This window comes from Alkalibaculum sporogenes (assembly GCF_009362815.1).
GTDB lineage: Bacteria > Bacillota > Clostridia > Eubacteriales > Alkalibacteraceae > Alkalibaculum_A > Alkalibaculum_A sporogenes.
The window spans coordinates 1-16,439 of the sequence record NZ_WHNX01000003.1 but is presented as its reverse complement, the minus strand read 5'-3'; the positions used below and the strand labels follow the sequence as shown (position 1 = coordinate 16,439).

At 29.2% G+C, this 16,439-nt stretch carries 17 protein-coding genes and 2 tRNA genes; 7 read left to right on the top strand and 12 right to left on the bottom strand.

What is annotated here, in order from left to right; translation table 11 throughout:
• Window positions 1–103: 103 nt before the first annotated feature.
• Complete coding sequence (locus GC105_RS02095; protein ID WP_152801216.1) at window positions 104–1,888, top strand: urease accessory protein UreH domain-containing protein; 1,785 nt, start codon at window positions 104–106, stop codon at window positions 1,886–1,888.
• Window positions 1,889–2,080: 192 nt separating this feature from the next.
• On the opposite strand, the gene GC105_RS02090 is transcribed toward GC105_RS02095, so the two are convergent.
• The 4 genes from GC105_RS02090 to GC105_RS02075 form a co-directional block, all read right to left on the bottom strand.
• Window positions 2,081–2,305, bottom strand: a complete 225-nt coding sequence (locus GC105_RS02090) for a hypothetical protein (RefSeq protein WP_152801214.1) — start codon at window positions 2,303–2,305, stop codon at window positions 2,081–2,083.
• Window positions 2,306–2,430: 125 nt separating this feature from the next.
• Window positions 2,431–2,697, bottom strand: a complete 267-nt coding sequence (locus GC105_RS02085; RefSeq protein WP_152801212.1) for a metal-sensing transcriptional repressor — start codon at window positions 2,695–2,697, stop codon at window positions 2,431–2,433.
• A gap of 75 nt (window positions 2,698–2,772) precedes the next feature.
• On the bottom strand, window positions 2,773–4,143 hold the full coding sequence (locus tag GC105_RS02080; RefSeq protein ID WP_343029930.1) for a sensor histidine kinase: 1,371 nt from the start codon (window positions 4,141–4,143) through the stop codon (window positions 2,773–2,775).
• Window positions 4,144–4,827, bottom strand: a complete 684-nt coding sequence (locus GC105_RS02075) for a response regulator transcription factor (protein ID WP_152801210.1) — start codon at window positions 4,825–4,827, stop codon at window positions 4,144–4,146.
• Between the two features lie 187 nt (window positions 4,828–5,014).
• Between GC105_RS02075 and GC105_RS02070 the strand changes: the two genes are divergently transcribed.
• From GC105_RS02070 to GC105_RS02055, 4 genes are all read left to right on the top strand, one after another.
• Complete coding sequence (locus GC105_RS02070; protein WP_152801208.1) at window positions 5,015–5,374, top strand: DUF2512 family protein; 360 nt, start codon at window positions 5,015–5,017, stop codon at window positions 5,372–5,374.
• Window positions 5,375–5,461: 87 nt separating this feature from the next.
• A tRNA-Leu gene (locus GC105_RS02065) sits at window positions 5,462–5,548 on the top strand.
• A 679-nt stretch (window positions 5,549–6,227) separates the two neighbouring features.
• Window positions 6,228–7,145, top strand: coding sequence for an ABC transporter ATP-binding protein (locus tag GC105_RS02060; protein WP_152801206.1), 918 nt, complete (start codon window positions 6,228–6,230; stop codon window positions 7,143–7,145).
• Window positions 7,142–8,374 (top strand): ABC transporter permease, encoded by a 1,233-nt coding sequence (locus tag GC105_RS02055; RefSeq protein WP_152801204.1) that lies wholly within the window; start codon window positions 7,142–7,144, stop codon window positions 8,372–8,374. The genes GC105_RS02060 and GC105_RS02055 overlap by 4 nt, the downstream gene beginning before the upstream one ends.
• Window positions 8,375–8,580: 206 nt before the next feature.
• Here the strand turns inward: GC105_RS02055 and GC105_RS02050 are convergent, their stop codons facing one another.
• On the bottom strand, window positions 8,581–9,312 hold the full coding sequence (locus GC105_RS02050; RefSeq protein ID WP_152801202.1) for a hypothetical protein: 732 nt from the start codon (window positions 9,310–9,312) through the stop codon (window positions 8,581–8,583).
• A gap of 485 nt (window positions 9,313–9,797) precedes the next feature.
• A complete protein-coding gene (locus GC105_RS02045; RefSeq protein ID WP_193708237.1) occupies window positions 9,798–10,610 on the bottom strand; it encodes a sensor histidine kinase in 813 nt (270 codons plus the stop codon).
• Window positions 10,611–10,737: 127 nt separating this feature from the next.
• On the opposite strand from GC105_RS02045, the gene GC105_RS16745 reads away from it, so the two are divergent.
• Complete coding sequence (locus GC105_RS16745; RefSeq protein WP_193708236.1) at window positions 10,738–10,911, top strand: hypothetical protein; 174 nt, start codon at window positions 10,738–10,740, stop codon at window positions 10,909–10,911.
• A gap of 209 nt (window positions 10,912–11,120) precedes the next feature.
• Here the strand turns inward: GC105_RS16745 and GC105_RS02040 are convergent, their stop codons facing one another.
• Window positions 11,121–11,855, bottom strand: a complete 735-nt coding sequence (locus GC105_RS02040; protein WP_152801199.1) for a LytR/AlgR family response regulator transcription factor — start codon at window positions 11,853–11,855, stop codon at window positions 11,121–11,123.
• 383 nt (window positions 11,856–12,238) lie between these two features.
• Window positions 12,239–12,586 carry a hypothetical protein gene (locus tag GC105_RS02035; protein WP_152801197.1) on the bottom strand — a complete coding sequence of 116 codons (348 nt, stop codon included), beginning with the start codon at window positions 12,584–12,586 and terminating at the stop codon, window positions 12,239–12,241.
• Between the two features lie 190 nt (window positions 12,587–12,776).
• Here GC105_RS02035 and GC105_RS02030 point away from each other — a divergent pair, with 190 nt between their 5' ends.
• On the top strand, window positions 12,777–13,094 hold the full coding sequence (locus tag GC105_RS02030) for a DUF6951 family protein (protein ID WP_152801195.1): 318 nt from the start codon (window positions 12,777–12,779) through the stop codon (window positions 13,092–13,094).
• Window positions 13,095–13,220: 126 nt separating this feature from the next.
• Here GC105_RS02030 and GC105_RS02025 read toward each other — a convergent pair whose 3' ends face one another.
• From GC105_RS02025 to GC105_RS02010, 4 genes are all read right to left on the bottom strand, one after another.
• Window positions 13,221–14,564, bottom strand: a complete 1,344-nt coding sequence (locus tag GC105_RS02025) for an NCS2 family permease (protein WP_152801193.1) — start codon at window positions 14,562–14,564, stop codon at window positions 13,221–13,223.
• 249 nt (window positions 14,565–14,813) lie between these two features.
• The gene (locus GC105_RS02020; protein ID WP_152801191.1) at window positions 14,814–15,236 is read right to left on the bottom strand and encodes a universal stress protein; all 423 of its coding nucleotides are present in this window, start codon (window positions 15,234–15,236) and stop codon (window positions 14,814–14,816) included.
• Between the two features lie 172 nt (window positions 15,237–15,408).
• On the bottom strand, window positions 15,409–15,831 hold the full coding sequence (locus GC105_RS02015) for a universal stress protein (protein WP_152801189.1): 423 nt from the start codon (window positions 15,829–15,831) through the stop codon (window positions 15,409–15,411).
• 330 nt (window positions 15,832–16,161) lie between these two features.
• A tRNA-Lys gene (locus GC105_RS02010) sits at window positions 16,162–16,237 on the bottom strand.
• Between the last annotated feature and the right edge of the window lie 202 nt (window positions 16,238–16,439).

The following is a 16,439-nucleotide window of genomic DNA, read 5'->3' as shown; positions in this document are numbered from 1 at the left end:
TCTCTAATTGAGAACTTTAATGAACAATTATCAGTTTCTTCACAGTATCAACATATTTACTCGTTATACTAAGTACATCACTTTTCAATTATAGGAGGAATTTATGAGTATTAAAAATGAAAAATTTAAGGTATACGAAATGACCTGTACTTCTTGTGAAGATCATGTAGAGAGAGCTATTAAAAAATTACCTGGTATTATTGATGCCAAAGCAAATTTTAGTGATGAATCTGTTGAAGTTAAGTATGATGATAAGCTATCTAATGAAGAAAAAATAAATTCAACTATTATAAAATCTGGTTACAGTACTAGTAGTTCCAAAGATTATAAAATTATGGGTATTCTTATCGTCGTTGCAGCTGTTGTACTACTAGGGTTAAAAACAAGTGGTTTTGACATGGAAGCGAGACTTACCAATGCATCTTATGCAGTACTTTTCGTAGTAGGTATTCTTACTTCAATTCACTGTGTGGGTATGTGTGGCGGCATCATGCTATCTCAAAGTTTATCTAAAGAAAGTCAAAATAAATTTCAAGCCATTCAACCCTCTATATTATACAATATAGGCAGAGTTTTATCTTACACCATTTTAGGTGGTATTATAGGCGCTGTTGGTTCGGTATTTTCACTTTCGATCACTGCTCAAGCTGGTGTACAGGTATTCGCCGGTATTTTTATGATAATCATGGGCCTTAACATGGCAGGTTTTAAGCTCTTTAGAAAATTTCAAATTAAACTGCCCAGTTTTGCATGTCGTACAAAAAATAAGTCGGGATCTCCATTTATTGTAGGTATTCTAAATGGATTTATGCCTTGTGGTCCTTTGCAAACTATGCAACTATTTGCTCTAGCTACAGGAAGTGCAACTAAAGGTGCTTTAGCAATGTTTGTATTCTCCATTGGCACAGTTCCTTTAATGCTTACATTTGGAGCCCTGTCAGGCCTTTTAAGTAAAGGATACACTAAAAAAATACTTAAATTTAGCGGTATTCTAATTATAGTTCTTGGTTTAATAATGGGAAATAGAGGTTTAGCTCTTGCTGGACTAAACATAAATCCTGTGACTACATTATCTAGTTTTTCTAGTTCTATAAGAGGTAACTCTAATATTACAATAGCAACTTTGGAAGAAGATATACAAATTATAAACATGACTGCTAATAACAGTGGTTATACACCAAATGCTTTTTATGTTCAAAAAGGCATACCGGTCAAATGGATTATCAATGGAGAACAGATAAATTCATGTAATAATGCTATCGTTGCTAGAGAATTAAATCTTGAGAAAAAAATTAGTAGTGGAGAAAATATAATAGAGTTTACACCAGGGGAAAAAGATATCAATTTTAGTTGTTGGATGGGTATGATTAGAGGCGTAATAAAGGTTGTGGATGATCTAGATACTGTTGACATTGCGACTCCCGATCCCTCAATACCTCCAGCTAGTGAAGGCCCAAGTTGCTGTGCAACGCCAATAGAGGATAGCGCTGCCGATATTGGACCAAGTATTTATGGAGATGATATAAGCAAAGTTGCAACAGACGTATTGATAAATACATCTATTGATAAAACTTTAGAATTTAAGGGTACTGGATATGAGCTTCAACCTTTAATAGGAGTTACTTCAAAAGATGAAAAAGTAAAATTAGTTTTTAATATAAATGATTTTGACAATTCTGATAGCGAATTTCTAATTTTAGATTCGTTTACTGGAGAAGCACTTTTCTCTTTTCCTGCAAATAACGGTATAACTGAAATTGACATTGAACCAAACTCGACAGGCAGTTATATTATATTAAAAGATAATGCTATATTAGGAATAATCGAAGTAGTTGATGACGTAAATACTACCGATATGGAGGTTTTACGCGAACAATATATAAGATAGTTTCTCATCAAGTAGGTTAACAATGTATGACGATAGGGAAATATTTTCCCTATCACCTTTTCTATATTATTAATTCGAAATTAAACATAATAGAGTTACGCGGTAGTCGCCAAATGTCTGCAAGCAGCCACTCAGCTCATTATTTCGCGATAAAAAAAAAGTCATGTCTTATAAACACATGACTTAACACTTTTATAGAGTTAATATTTTTTTTACTCTGAACCCTAATTTATTTAAAGTGTATTTTATTTCATAATCTTTTACTTCAGTATCTGCATCTAAAATTATGTAATCTTGGTCTATGGCAATTCTACAAACTCCTAAAATTTTACTTAATGCTCCTCTAATAAGACTTATCGCTTGCTCACAATTTATATCTTCAATTAGTATTGCTTTTTTCATTTTATAATCTTCCATATTATTCTCCAATTTATTATTGTTTTTATACAAAGTTAAAATTATTATTTATACACAACATAATACACAAAATTTATGAAGATTATATGAAGAAAATAAAGTTAATAGCAATATAGAGAGAATTCTTATTTTTGAATTATTTTTTCTAAAATATCTGCAATCTCATCTATTTTCTCTTTACCATTACCCTCAATAATCGCATCTTTAACACAGTGATCAATATGTTGCTTTAAAATTAGAATATTTGCTTTTTTCATATGACCTTGTACTGCAATTATCTGATTTGAAATATCTACACAGTAACGGTCATCTTCCATCATTTTTATTATTCCATCAATTTGGCCTCTGGCAGTTTTTAAAGAAATTAAAGCCTTTTTTTTCTCTTGATTCATATTATATATACCTCTTTTCTGTTTTTTTTAAACTTTACTTATATTATTATTTTTTAACAATCTTTACTTTTCACTTTAATTGTCTTTTCTAAAACTAATTGTAAAGATAGTTCCAATATTTTCTTCACTCTTAACATCTATGGTTGCGTTATGAAACTGTAGTATGTTTTTTACAATAGTTAATCCTAATCCACTTCCGTCAATCTGGTTCCTGCTTTTATCTCCTCTATATAGCCTTTCAAATACAAAAGGCAAATCTTCATTTTTAATACCTATTCCATCATCTTTAATCTCTACAATTATACTTCGATTATAAGGATATAATTTAATCTCTACTTTCCCATCAACTTGTGTAAATTTAAAGGCATTTGAAATCAAGTTTATAAAAACTTGTCTTATTTTATCTTTATCTCCTTTAATACTATAATCTATCTCAGGTTCAATTTCATAATAAAGTTTGATATTCTTATTCTCAGACGCTACAAAAAAATCTTCCTTTAAATCTTTCAATAATTCATCGAGGTAAATTGTTTCAAAGTTAAATTTTATACTTTCAGATTCAAATTCTTTTAATATATTGAGATTATTTAATAATTTTCCAAATCTTATTACTTCATCATTAAGATAATTAAGGCGTTCTGTCGTAACTGGAAATACTTCATCTAACATTGCCTCTAGATTATTTTGCAATACATTTAGTGGAGTTCTTATCTCGTGTGTTATATCGGCAACTAGTCGCTTTCTCAAGGTATCTTGATACTTTAATCTTTCAGCTAATAGATTAACACTATTCCTTAGATTTTCGAGTTCTTGTATGTTACTTACTGTAGTGTATTTCATGTCAAAGTTCCCATTTGATAGACTAACAGACATATTAGATACTTCTTTAATTGGTGCTGAAAAATGTTTGGAAAAAAATAAACTCATACAAATAACGACAATAAGTGTCAACAATCCACTAACAATAATACTTATATTAATAGAATTTTTAAAATCTATATCTTCTTGAGATAAAAGAATAGAAGAGTACTGTCCAATATCAACGTATCCTACTATACTCCCTTCATATAAAATTTCAAAAGTTTTAGATTGATATATACCTTCGTCTCGTGTAACCATAGCTTTTAAATGTTGTCTAGATTGTATATCATTAGGATCCATTCCCCAAATAACATTATTGTTGCTGTCAGTTAGAGTTAAACAGTAATTACCCATATAGGCTTCATGTATAGACCCAGTTCCAGAGTTTTCTGTCCACTTACCTTCTCGCCTATATTCTTCCTCAAAATAAGATATAATTCTTTCATGTCTTGTATCTTGAATATCTAGGATATACTTATCAAAAGTCTTATTAATCGTAATATTAACAAAAAACGCAATAATTATTAATGAAGCAATTGAGCAAATAAAAAATAATATACTTAGCCGCTTTCTTATAGACTGCACTTAAATATCACCACCAAATTTGTACCCTACCTTCATAACTGTAATAATATATTTAGGATTTTTTGTATCTTCTTCAATCTTTTTTCGAATATTCTTTATATGAACATCTATAGTACGATCATATCCATCAAAATCAGCACCGAATATTTTACCTATAAGCTGCTCTCTTGATAATACCTTCCCTTTATTTACTATAAGAGAGTATAAAATTTCAAATTCATTAGGAGTAAAAGATATTACTTGTCCATTTACTTTTACAACTCGCTCGTCATAGTCAATAGATAATCTGCCCTTATCAATAATATAAGTTGTAGTACTTTTTAAAGATAGTCTTCTGAAAAGCGCATTTACCCTTGCAGTTAATTCTCTAGGGCTAAATGGTTTTATTAAGTATTCATCAGCACCAATATTAAGTCCATCTATTCTATCATCCAGTGTTCCTTTAGCAGTTAACATAAATATATGTACTTGAGAGCTTTGACGTATTAATTTACACACTTCTTCGCCGCTTATGTCTGGTAACATGAGATCAAGTATTACTAAGTTAAATTCATGAGTTCTAAAAATTTCCACACCTTTAAGCCCACTACTAGTACAAGTAACTCTATACCCTTCTTTTTCCAAATATGCTTTTAATACCTCTGAAACTTTTTGTTCATCTTCTATTATTAAAATATTTCCCATATTGTTTCACCTAAACTTTTTTATATAGTATTTACTTATTTGATTATACCAATAAGTTTTAAAGATAATGTGAAGATTCTTCAAAATCTACAATAAAAAATTTAATTTCAAGAGAATATTGCGTAAATCAATTAACTTATGATTATCTTTATTAGGAAATGGATAAAATGATAAAAACTAAAAGGATGTGTATATTATAAAAACTATAGTTGCACTTGTAATAAAATTTATAATAACTTTTATAGCATCATGGATAGCATTTACACTTATTGATACTGTTCCCTTAAGTTGGATTACATTAATAGCTGTAACTGTTACCATTATTAATTACCTATTAGGACACTTACTATTATTGCCGTCATTTGGTAACAGCATAGCAGCCTTAGGTGACGGTGTAATAGGAGCATTCACTGCTTATGTAATATCACTTCTCACTAATGATTTTATACTTACTAGAAATGCTTTAGTGTTATTTGCAGTACTAATAATAGTAGTAGAGTACTTCTACTACATGTATTTAAAAAGCTCTGATAAAGTAGCCCTTTAATATAAACATAAGAAATATTATTATTTAAATAATCTTTTTTATTTGAATTAATCCGTAAATTATGTTATTATATTCTAGCAGGCAAATGCCGGAGTGGTGGAATTGGCAGACGCGCTGGACTCAAAATCCAGTGAGGTAACACTCGTGTCGGTTCAAGTCCGACCTTCGGCACCATATATTAAAAGTAAACCCTTTAGGGTTTTTTTTAATATATAATGCTGATAGTCGGGATAAGTACGACACCATTAAACTTAGATAAAGCACTCAATCGAATTTTAACATACAAAATATATTAAAAAACTATACCGCGTGTCGGGCGCCGACTTCAAGTCCCATCTTCGGCACCATATAATTAAAATATACTCTGAAACGCTTTCATGCCAAGGCTTTAGAGTTTTTTTATACCTATGATTCACTTTGAAATAACACAACCGTAACACAACCCACAGGAAAATAAATGTTTAAATATATAAAAAGCCCTACCTATTGGATATGAGATAAGGTTATTGAAAACTTATAAAATATTAAGCTCATATACTTGATATGAGCGGTTCTATTTATTTCAACGATATTTACTCCTATATTTTTTTAGATCTTTCTCTAGTCTTCTCTATTCCTCTTATAGCACTCCATTTTATCTAACAATGAATCTACATTATCATAGGCTTTTAACTAGTATAATTCAAAACTAATCCACCAATAAAAACTGCTGCACTATAAGTACATACATGCAAATATTTAAAAATATTAAACAAACAATCATCCATATAAGTAAGTCTCATAAAAAAAGTTGATATATGAATTTATTTCCTATATCCTATTATTATACAGTAAATATAGGAGGTATGGTAACTTGAAGCTTGAAGTCAAAGACATCTATAAAAGCTTTTCTGATAATGAGATTCTACATGGTATATCTTTATCAGTAGAAAGTGGAAAAGCGCTAGGTCTACTAGGAAGAAATGGGGCTGGAAAAACTACAACAATTCGTATTCTCATGAATTTATTCGATGCTGATAGTGGTGAGATACTTATTAATGGTCAAAATTTTAGGGCTCTAGACCATCAAATTGGGTATTTACCTGAAGAAAGAGGCTTGTATCCAAAGAAAAAAGTAATAGAGCAATTAATTTATTTAGGTCAGCTTAGAGGTTTAAGTAAAAAAGAGGCTAAAGAAAATTCATTGCATTGGCTAAAAAGACTAGGTGTAGAGGAGTATAAAGATAAAAAATTAGAAACACTGTCTAAAGGAAATCAACAAAAAGTACAGTTAGCTCAAACCTTTCTTTGTAACCCTGATATTATCATTTTAGATGAGCCTTTTAGTGGTTTAGACCCTCTAAACTCACAAATATTAAAGGATATTATTAGAGAGTTAATCCGTGAAAACAAGTTACTGATTTTTTCAAGTCATCAAATGGGATATGTAGAAGAATTCTGTGAAGAAATTGCAATAATTAATTTTGGAGAAATTGTTTTAGACGGAAATTTGAAAGAGATTAAGAGCATTTTTGGCCAGAATAGATTAACATTAAGCATAGTAAATTTAGCTCCTGAGCATCTTCAAATAATATTTAAAGAACAGTTAAATCATATAGCTATAGTAGAAAGTATTAGAAAAAACGATGTAATCATTGAATTGTTGCCAACAAAGACAAAGAACGATTTACTTAGCGCCATTCTATCAATGGATCTAGACATAGATAAATTCACTGTATACGAACCAACATTAGAAGATATCTTTGTGAAAAAGGTAGGTGAAAACAATTGAAAAACTTTCTTACTGTACTAAAATTTGAGCTTATGCATTTCTTAAAAAACAAAGGCTTCTTAATATCAACTATCATTATATGCATATTAATAGCTATTGGTTTATCCATACCCTCAATAAGAGGAGTTTTTACTTCGTCTAACGAGGATTCTTTAGATAATGCTGATAAAGAATTAATTTCATATGGTTATATTAATTCTAATAATACATTACATAACACAGAATTCTTAGAATCCAATTTTCCATTAGGTAATTTAAAAAAATATAGTAGTAAAGAAGATTTAGAAAAGGGTATTATGTCTGGAGATTTAGAAGCTGGATTTATTTTGGAATCACCTTCACAATACGAGTATATCGTTCAAAACAATGAATTAATAGATATGAATCAAAGCATTTTCCATGAATCATTTAGCAAAGCTGTACAGATACAAGGATTTGAAGAGCTTGGAATAGAATATGAAGATATAAGCCAGCTACTAAGCCCCATTATCCAGTATGAAACTATAATTCTTGGTACTGACAGTGCCGGAAACTATCTCTACACTTATATATTAGTTTTTATTCTTTACTTTATGATAATTATGTATGGTCAACTGATAGCTACCTCTGTAGCTAGTGAGAAGAGTAACCGAGCTATGGAAGTATTAATTACTAGTACCGATAGTACAAATTTAATATTTGGAAAAGTCTTAGGAGGAGCTATAGCTGGTATTATTCAAGTTGGATTGGTTCTATTGACAGCTAAAATCTTCTACACATTAAATGCCAACGCTTGGGATAATATGCTGGACTTTATATTTGAAATACCAATAGATGTAATACTTTTATTCTCTGTTTTTGGTATACTAGGCTACTTATTCTACTCATTTATCTTCGGCGCTTTAGGTGCCCTAGTGTCTAGGACAGAAGACGTTAGTACTTCATCTACACCAGTAACAATAACTTTCGTAGTTGTGTTCATTATTGCGATGTCAGGTATGTACAACACAGAAGGCCTAATAATGACTATAACTTCCTACCTTCCTATTAGTTCTTTTTTATCTATGTTTGTAAGAGTTTCAATGGGAACAGTATCCACAATAGAGGTATTAATTTCACTTGCAATTTTAATAATATCTACTGTAATAACCGGTGTGATAGCTTCAAAAATCTACCGTATGGGTACTCTTATGTATGGAAATCCAGTTAAAATTAAAACTGCTATCAAGTTATTAAGACGACAAAAATAGCGACTACTCCATAACCACAAGAAACACGCTTTGCGAGTTTCTCCCGGTTACGCGGTAGTCGCCAAATGTCTGCAATCAACCACTAGGCTCATTACTACGAGATAGTTAAAAAGTAGCAGGGGAACCCTGCTACTTTTATTTAATAACTAACTAGAGATTTATGTATTTAAATAATACTCTATATCGCCTTATAATAATATCAAGTATTAATGCACAAAAAAGGCGTTTTCAAGAAATTTTTTATCAATATAATTATATGATTCATCATAATATGTTATTTCCGCATTTTTTATTGCTGAGTTTAAAGCTGAATACAATTTTTTATCTAATTCATTAATATATTCTATTAACTCCTCATCGGTTATCATATCATCTTCACTAATTACACTCTCTTGATTTTGGTTTAACCATAAATATATAGTATAAACCATTTTATAATAATCAAGTTCCTTTTCAATGTTTTCTTGTTTCACTTTAGCTACTCCATATAGTTGTGGACTTTTTTTCGCAAATAATGTTTCTTCATAAATTCTATTATAGTAATTAAATATTTCTTGATTATCAGGTTGATTTTCAATCTTTAGATTTTCTCTAGAAATTTCTGTATACATCAGTATTTTATATGAATAATCAAGTATAGCATAATTCATGTATTTCTGATCATCACTTCCTTCAATATCAGTACTGTATGCCTCTATTTCTTTTGCCTTAAACAATAAGTGCCCATAGGTAATGTTTACTCCGTTAATATCTATAACTGGCTTAGTATTTTCGGGGTCCTCTAATAATTGATATCCTTGATTGATAATTGATTCAGCTCTAACAGAATTTAATATAAATTTAGCGGGTTTAATTAGTTGTAAGGAAAGTATTACTATTAAGAATGCCACTGTAGCATATATTATCTTTTTAGATATACGTATATTCTTTATAGACACAACAATTTCCCCTTTCTAAACAAGAGATGCCTGATTATAGTTATGATAGTGAGTATAGTTTTTGAGGATAATAAATTAATTTATAAATATAACACCGGTAGTTTTACCTATTTAAAATATGTTTGAAGGGAGAAATTAAACAAATAATATATCTATAGAGATAAACCTTACTGTAAAACCTATGTCGAATATAGGGAAGTTTATTTATTATTAAACAGCTTTTTCTCTATACCTACCGATGTATATTTAAAATAATAAGTATTACTAGTATTAAGTATACTTGATGAAAATCAAATTTCAAGGTGCATGTGACGAATGGCCGTTTTTTCGTGGTATTTAAACGTTTTTTGTAAAATATTATCAATATCTATAATATTAATGGATATTGATCTCACTATAGAAAATTAAAATACACTTACAAAAAAAGTATATTAAGGATTAAAATATACTTTTTCTTTAAAGCTATTCTATTGTATGATTATTTTTTATTTGTTTATCATAGTAGTTTTTATACTAAATTCTCTATCTGATAACTGAATCTTCATATCACCTTCATAGTTATCAACTACGATCTTAATATTTTTTAATCCTATTCCATGGTTAAGAGTGTCTTCTTTAGTAGTATAAAATTCTTTTTTGTTATACTTGACCTTTTGGGGATTCATAGTATTAATACAGTCTACTAAGAAATAACTTTTGACTGTATAAATCTTTAAGGATATTTTTCTATTTTGAATATCTACACTATTACATGCTTCGATAGCATTATCAAGTATGTTTCCTAATAGTATAGTTAAATCAGTGTCTTTAATTTTAATTTCTGTATTTAATCTCAAATCTATATCTAATTTTATATTATCTTTTTCTGCCAACATTGATTTTACATAAAGCATGGATGAAATAACAGGGTGTTCAATATCAAGCAGATCATTCATGATTTCAATAGGTTTATATAACTTATGTATATATTTTTTTGCATCATCATATTTATTACATTGAATATAACCGCTTATTACAGATAAATGATTTGATATATCGTGTTTTATCGCCCTAATGCTGTCAACAGTCGCAGCTATTTCTTGATTGTATTTATATTCTTTTTCTTTCTGCTGAATCAGGAGATTTGCTTTCATTTGCTTTTCTGACTCACTTAGTATCCCTTCATAAATGCTTACCGATAATATACACACTGCAGTAAAACTTAAAATAAAAAGATAAATAAGTACATCTAAACCGCTTGGTATGCTATCCAATCTCACATACATGCTCAAGACTAAAACTGTAATTAATAGTATCATAGTTACTAGTGAAGTTATTTTGATTATTAAAGTCCTATTTGTTTTTACGGATATTGAGAGTAAGCTTATAGATTTTCTTTGGACATAATATGTAATCCATAAAAACAATATTATTTTTGAAATTGTAATGGCTATAAATTTAATTAAAGTATTATCTGCCATATGCCATATTGGAATTCTAAAACCAATAACAAGTAAAAATACAGTAATATTTTCTATACAAATTATTATAATTATGAATGTTGCAAAAGCAATGAGTTTTTTTGAATTTTATCTTTATATAAACACAGAATTAGTGTAAAAATTATAAGATAAAAAATCGGTGCATGTAATATCTCTATTGATTTTATGCGACTAACTAGATATGTAATTAAGCTAATAGTTAACATCCAAATAGGATTATATTTATCAGCGTGCTTTGGAGTTAGCACTACTTTCAGATATTTTAATAGTATATAAATTTCAACAAAGAATACAGAAAAATCGATTATTTGCCATAGAACCTCTATTTCATTCACCTTCCCTCAAATATTCAAAAAAAGTCTCCTTAATATCGTTTAAATAATTCTTGCTTACAGGAATTTTATGATTTTTGTCCATTATAACCATATTATTTTCTAATCTTATTATTTTTTCCTTGTGTACAATGGCTCCTCTATGACATTGTACAAAAAATTGGTTTCCTAGTAGCTCTTTTAACTTTTTAAAAGTAAGATAAGATTCATATTCACAATCTTCGCAAGTAATAATTATTTTATTTCCATGTTTTTCAAAGTACAGTATATCTTTATAAAGTATCTTGATGTACTTACCTTTATCATATATAGTAATATACATTGATTGTTCGTCAATACTTAATTTTGTTATTAAACGTAAGGATTTTCCTAAGGTATCTCTTAATTTCTCCTTGTTTATTGGTTTAACAATATAATTAAAAGCACCTACTTCAAAAGCTTTTAGTGCATATTTATCATGAGCAGTAACAAAAACAGTTATAGCATACTCATTAACATCTTTTATCCTCGCCCCTACGTCTAATCCATTCATTTCAGGCATGTCCACATCTAGGAAAATTAAATTATATATAAAAGGATCATCTTGAAATTTTTTTAATAATTCTATAGGATTGTCGTAAATGTCTATTTGTATTTCAAAACCTTCCTCATAACTAATTTCTTGAATATATTTTTTTAATGTTAGTACTATTGATTCCTGATCGTCGCATACAGCTAACCTATAAGTCATAAATACCTCCTCACACTTAATTTTCACTCTATTAATTATATGTTCTACAGATTTATCTGTATTTCCTTCTTATATTACGTAAAATATAATATCTATATTATCATAAAATCACTAATTTCGTACTACAAATCTAAGCAAGTAAGAGAGGACATATATTAATATTATACTACTAATTCGATATATATAGACTTGTTTTTACGATAATATAATATGCATTATATATGAGAATAAAGCGAAACTTTATTCAGTAGGTTTTTTTTCATCCCCCTACTGAATATAAGGTGGGAGTCTTAGTGCCTGTTAATGCGGGATATAAGGGTTATATATTTAGCTTTAGTGAAAGGGCGTAGTAATACTGTGCCCTCTCTTATTGTTGCATCAATCTATTTTCTTTTCTGTATCTTGGCGATTACACTTTCGTCACTTTTAATTCTCTCATAACCTTTATTTGCTGCTAGAGATACAATAAATGCATTGACAATATTCATCATTATTATAGCAAAAATTTCATTTGTACTTTTATTAATTAATGCACCATTGGCATAACTTATAGATATTAGTAATATCACAGATATAACTAAAGAAATTATTTCTGTAGGCATACTTATAATGTTAAAAATTTTAGAAAACAACCAATCTAATCCACGTTTTGTAAACTGAGTAATTATTCCTACTAGTAGTACTAATACAGGAAATTCAGTTAATGCTTCTAGCGTGATAAATCCATCCATCTTAAAACTCCTTTCTACTTTATTGTTTATTTATATTCTAATAGAATGGATTTAGTACTTCTTGTTTTAGAAATATATGAATGGGTAAGAAGATAAAGAAAGGTTTTTTTCATATTGAAATCTTAAAAACCAGCGTCTTAGTGGCTGTTAATATGGGATAAATATTATGGTATCTTAAGGAGGGTTTAAAATGTCTACAGCAATTGTAAAACCAGGGGTTTGTGGAATTGAAAGTAAAATAGTGGTTAGAAAAAAGGACAGAAGAACGATGGATATTACTATCGAAACTAAATGTCCTTACATCAAAAAAATGGAAAAAGACCTTGATGGAATTAATGGTTCTAATGAATGTTTCAATAAGTTTTCTGCTTCTAAGGTGTATGAATTAGCAGATCAACACTGTAAACATCTCGCTTGTCCGGTTCCTTCTGGTATTATTAAGGCTTTAGAGGTCGAAGCTGGATTAGCACTACCAAGAAATGTAGAAATTCTAATAACAAAAGAATAAATCCGTATTTAGTTTTACTAAAATGTTAATTGTCACATATAACCTATTTTATTTATAAGAATAATGGACTGCACGCCAATAGTTATTTAAACCATAAATGCGGCAGTCCTTATTTGTTTTTAGCCTTTAAATTTCAATAATATAGAATAATAAAAACATGACAAATACACCATACATTACAGGATGGATGTCCTGTTTTTTTCCGCTAACAAACTTTAAGAATACATAAGCTATCCCACCAAAAGCTAATCCATCAGAAATACTATAAGCCAGTGGCATTATAATAATCGTTAAAAATGCTGGTAATGCTTCTGTATAATCTGTAAAGTCTATATCTACAACATGTTCTATCATAAACAAACCTACTATTATAAGCGCAGGTGCCGTTGCAAATGCCGGTATTACAGCAATCACAGGACTAAATAATAGTGCAAGTACAAAAAGACACCCAGTAGTAAATGATGTCAATCCTGTTCTTCCACCATCTGCTACACCTGAAGCACTTTCTACATAGGTTGTAACTGTAGAAGTACCTAATACAGCACCTACAGTAGTTCCAATTGAATCTGCAAGCAATGCTCCTTTAATTCTAGGTAACTTTCCATCTTTATCTAAAAAACCTGCTTTAGTAGAAACGCCAATTAAAGTTCCCATTGTATCAAATAAATCTACAAATAGAAATGTAAAGACGACAATTAAAAAGTCTATAGATAATAATTGAGAAAAATCTAATCTAAAAAATATTGGCGCTATTGACGGTGGTGGAGATACTATACCATTTGGGATTAATGAATACATACCTAGTTCAGGATTAACAATATACAGTCCTGTAAGCTGACATATTACACCTACAATATATGTAGCTAAAATACCCCATAGAATTGCACCTTTTACCCTCCTTACTAATAAAACTGCTGTAAATAAAACACCCATAATTGCTAGAAACACAGTAATAGATTTCACATCACCTAAATTAACTAATGTATCATTATCATTTACTATAATTCCTGCATTTTGAAATCCAATAAATGCAATAAATAATCCGATACCTACACTAACAGCCTTTTTTAACGTAGCTGGAATCGCATTGAATAAGGCTTCTCTAACTTTAAATAAACTTAATAAAATAAATATAATTCCTTCAACAAAAATTGCTGCTAAAGCCATTTCCCAGCTATATCCCATTCCTAGCACAACTGAAAATGCAAAAAATGCATTTAGTCCCATACCAGGAGCTAAAGCAAATGGGTAATTTGTTAATAACGCCATAGCAAAAGTTCCAACTGCCGAAGCTAGTGCTGTAGCAGTAATAAGGGCACCTGGATCCATTCCTGTAGCTGATAATATACTAGGATTTACAATTAGTATATAGGCCATTGTCATAAAAGTAGTAAGACCGGCAAATACTTCTGTCTTAATCGTAGTATTATTCTCCTGTAACTTAAAAGTTCTATTTAACAGATTTTTCATACCATCCTCCTTGTGATTAGTCTTACCTATTTTACCATAAAAAACGTAAAACTAAAGATTTTTCAACAAAAATCCTCCTATTATTATTTATTGAAATAACATTCTTCTAGTGCTTATAATCACTTGTCTTTAATTTAATCATAGACAACCAAAGTAATTAATGAAGTATTGATTCTAAACACATGGTTCGCCTGAAAAAGGTATAGATTATATAAAATAATCTATACCTTGAATTATGTAATGGAATACCTACCTTATAACAAGGATAGGCTTTTCTATATTATGTATTACTTTGTTTGTAGTACTTCCAAGAAATAATCCTTTTATTTTTCCGGAGTTCAATCCTTGTGACCCCATAATTACTAGGTCAAAATCATTACTATTAATATAATTAATAATCACAGAGGCTACATCACCCTCCATCGACAATGTCTCAACATTTTCCACTTTTGTAGATAAGTATTTTTTTGCATTAGATAATATTTCTTCAGAATTGTTATTGATAACTTCTGCTATATGCTTTATTTCTATAACTGTCAATTGAGGGATAAAAGAATTTTTAACATTCAACAATGTAACATTACTGTCAAAAGCCACAGCCATTTCCATCCCTTTTTCTAATGCCCTTTGTGAATACTCTGAGCCGTCAATTGGTATTAGTAAGTTTTTCATAATAATAACCTCCAGTTTTTTAATCTATATTTTATATACCCTCCTACTAATATCTAAAACTAACTTTTTCAAAAAATTACAAAAATAGTACATTCTTAGGATAATTAATAAAATAAGGCTATCTTCATTTATATAATAAAGACACCTTATTTTAGGATAGTATATTATAAAATTATCTCACTATTAGTATTGGTGTAGTAATACTATGTATTACCTTGTTTGCAATACTACCTAGTAAAAAACCTTGAAATTTTCCAGCGTTTAGACCTTGTGACCCCATTATAACAAGGTCAATATCATTTTCTTCTACAAACTTAATAATACTAGATGCTATATCGCCTTCTATGGACTCAATTTCAACTTTGTTTTCAATATCTGAAAATAATTGTTTAGCACTTTTTAACATATCTTCTGAGTTCTTATTCATCATCTCCATATAACTTCTTGTTTCCTCGTAAGATAAGTATGGAATTAAAAGATTTTTAATATTTATTAGTACTATATCACTTCCAAATGCTACGGCCATTTCTTTACATTTTTCAAGAGCTCTTTGAGCATGCTCCGATCCATCAATTGGCACTAATATTTTATTCATAACAAAACCTCCGTATATTTTCTACAATTCTTTGTTATTTTATACCCTTTAAAATTACAAGTTAAACAAAGGTTATGAATTTTGTATAAGTTTATTTTATTATAATTACATCTATAACCTCATAAATTACTTGTTTAAGTACATTATCATTTATATAACTTATACTTTAGTCTATGCTTTATCCATCAAATATAGTATTGATAAATAATAGAAATAATATAATACGTCCTCATTTGTAAATAGTATGTAGTTTATATGTACAACTAAAAAAAATAATCGATTTATATATTTAAAATCGATTATTATAATTACTAATTAATTTTGTTTTTTTGGTGATCCATCCGCGACTCGAACGCGGGACACCCTGATTAAAAGTCAGGTGCTCTGCCAACTGAGCTAATGGATCCTAATTGTTTATGGCTTTGTTTCCAATGATAAGTATTGTTTTAATATATATTCTGCCTAACTAAGTGATTCACACAAAATCATAGATTTTGGTTCTCTACTTATGCCAACTGAGCTAATGGATCCTAATTGTTTATGGCTTTGTTTCCAATGATAAGTATTGTTTTAATATATATTCTGCCTAACTAAGTGATTCACACAAA

Bases quoted from the DNA above. Each gene is read 5' to 3' on its own strand.
- GC105_RS02095 (WP_152801216.1), top strand. From the start codon at position 104: ATGAGTATTAAAAATGAAAAATTTAAGGTATACGAAATGACCTGTACT.
- GC105_RS02090 (WP_152801214.1), bottom strand. From the start codon at position 2,305: ATGGAAGATTATAAAATGAAAAAAGCAATACTAATTGAAGATATAAAT.
- GC105_RS02085 (WP_152801212.1), bottom strand. From the start codon at position 2,697: ATGAATCAAGAGAAAAAAAAGGCTTTAATTTCTTTAAAAACTGCCAGA.
- GC105_RS02075 (WP_152801210.1), bottom strand. From the start codon at position 4,827: ATGGGAAATATTTTAATAATAGAAGATGAACAAAAAGTTTCAGAGGTA.
- GC105_RS02045 (WP_193708237.1), bottom strand. From the start codon at position 10,610: ATGATACTATTAATTACAGTTTTAGTCTTGAGCATGTATGTGAGATTG.
- GC105_RS16745 (WP_193708236.1), top strand. From the start codon at position 10,738: ATGGCTATAAATTTAATTAAAGTATTATCTGCCATATGCCATATTGGA.
- GC105_RS02040 (WP_152801199.1), bottom strand. From the start codon at position 11,855: ATGACTTATAGGTTAGCTGTATGCGACGATCAGGAATCAATAGTACTA.
- GC105_RS02035 (WP_152801197.1), bottom strand. From the start codon at position 12,586: ATGGATGGATTTATCACGCTAGAAGCATTAACTGAATTTCCTGTATTA.
- GC105_RS02030 (WP_152801195.1), top strand. From the start codon at position 12,777: ATGTCTACAGCAATTGTAAAACCAGGGGTTTGTGGAATTGAAAGTAAA.
- GC105_RS02025 (WP_152801193.1), bottom strand. From the start codon at position 14,564: ATGAAAAATCTGTTAAATAGAACTTTTAAGTTACAGGAGAATAATACT.
- GC105_RS02020 (WP_152801191.1), bottom strand. From the start codon at position 15,236: ATGAAAAACTTACTAATACCAATTGACGGCTCAGAGTATTCACAAAGG.
- GC105_RS02015 (WP_152801189.1), bottom strand. From the start codon at position 15,831: ATGAATAAAATATTAGTGCCAATTGATGGATCGGAGCATGCTCAAAGA.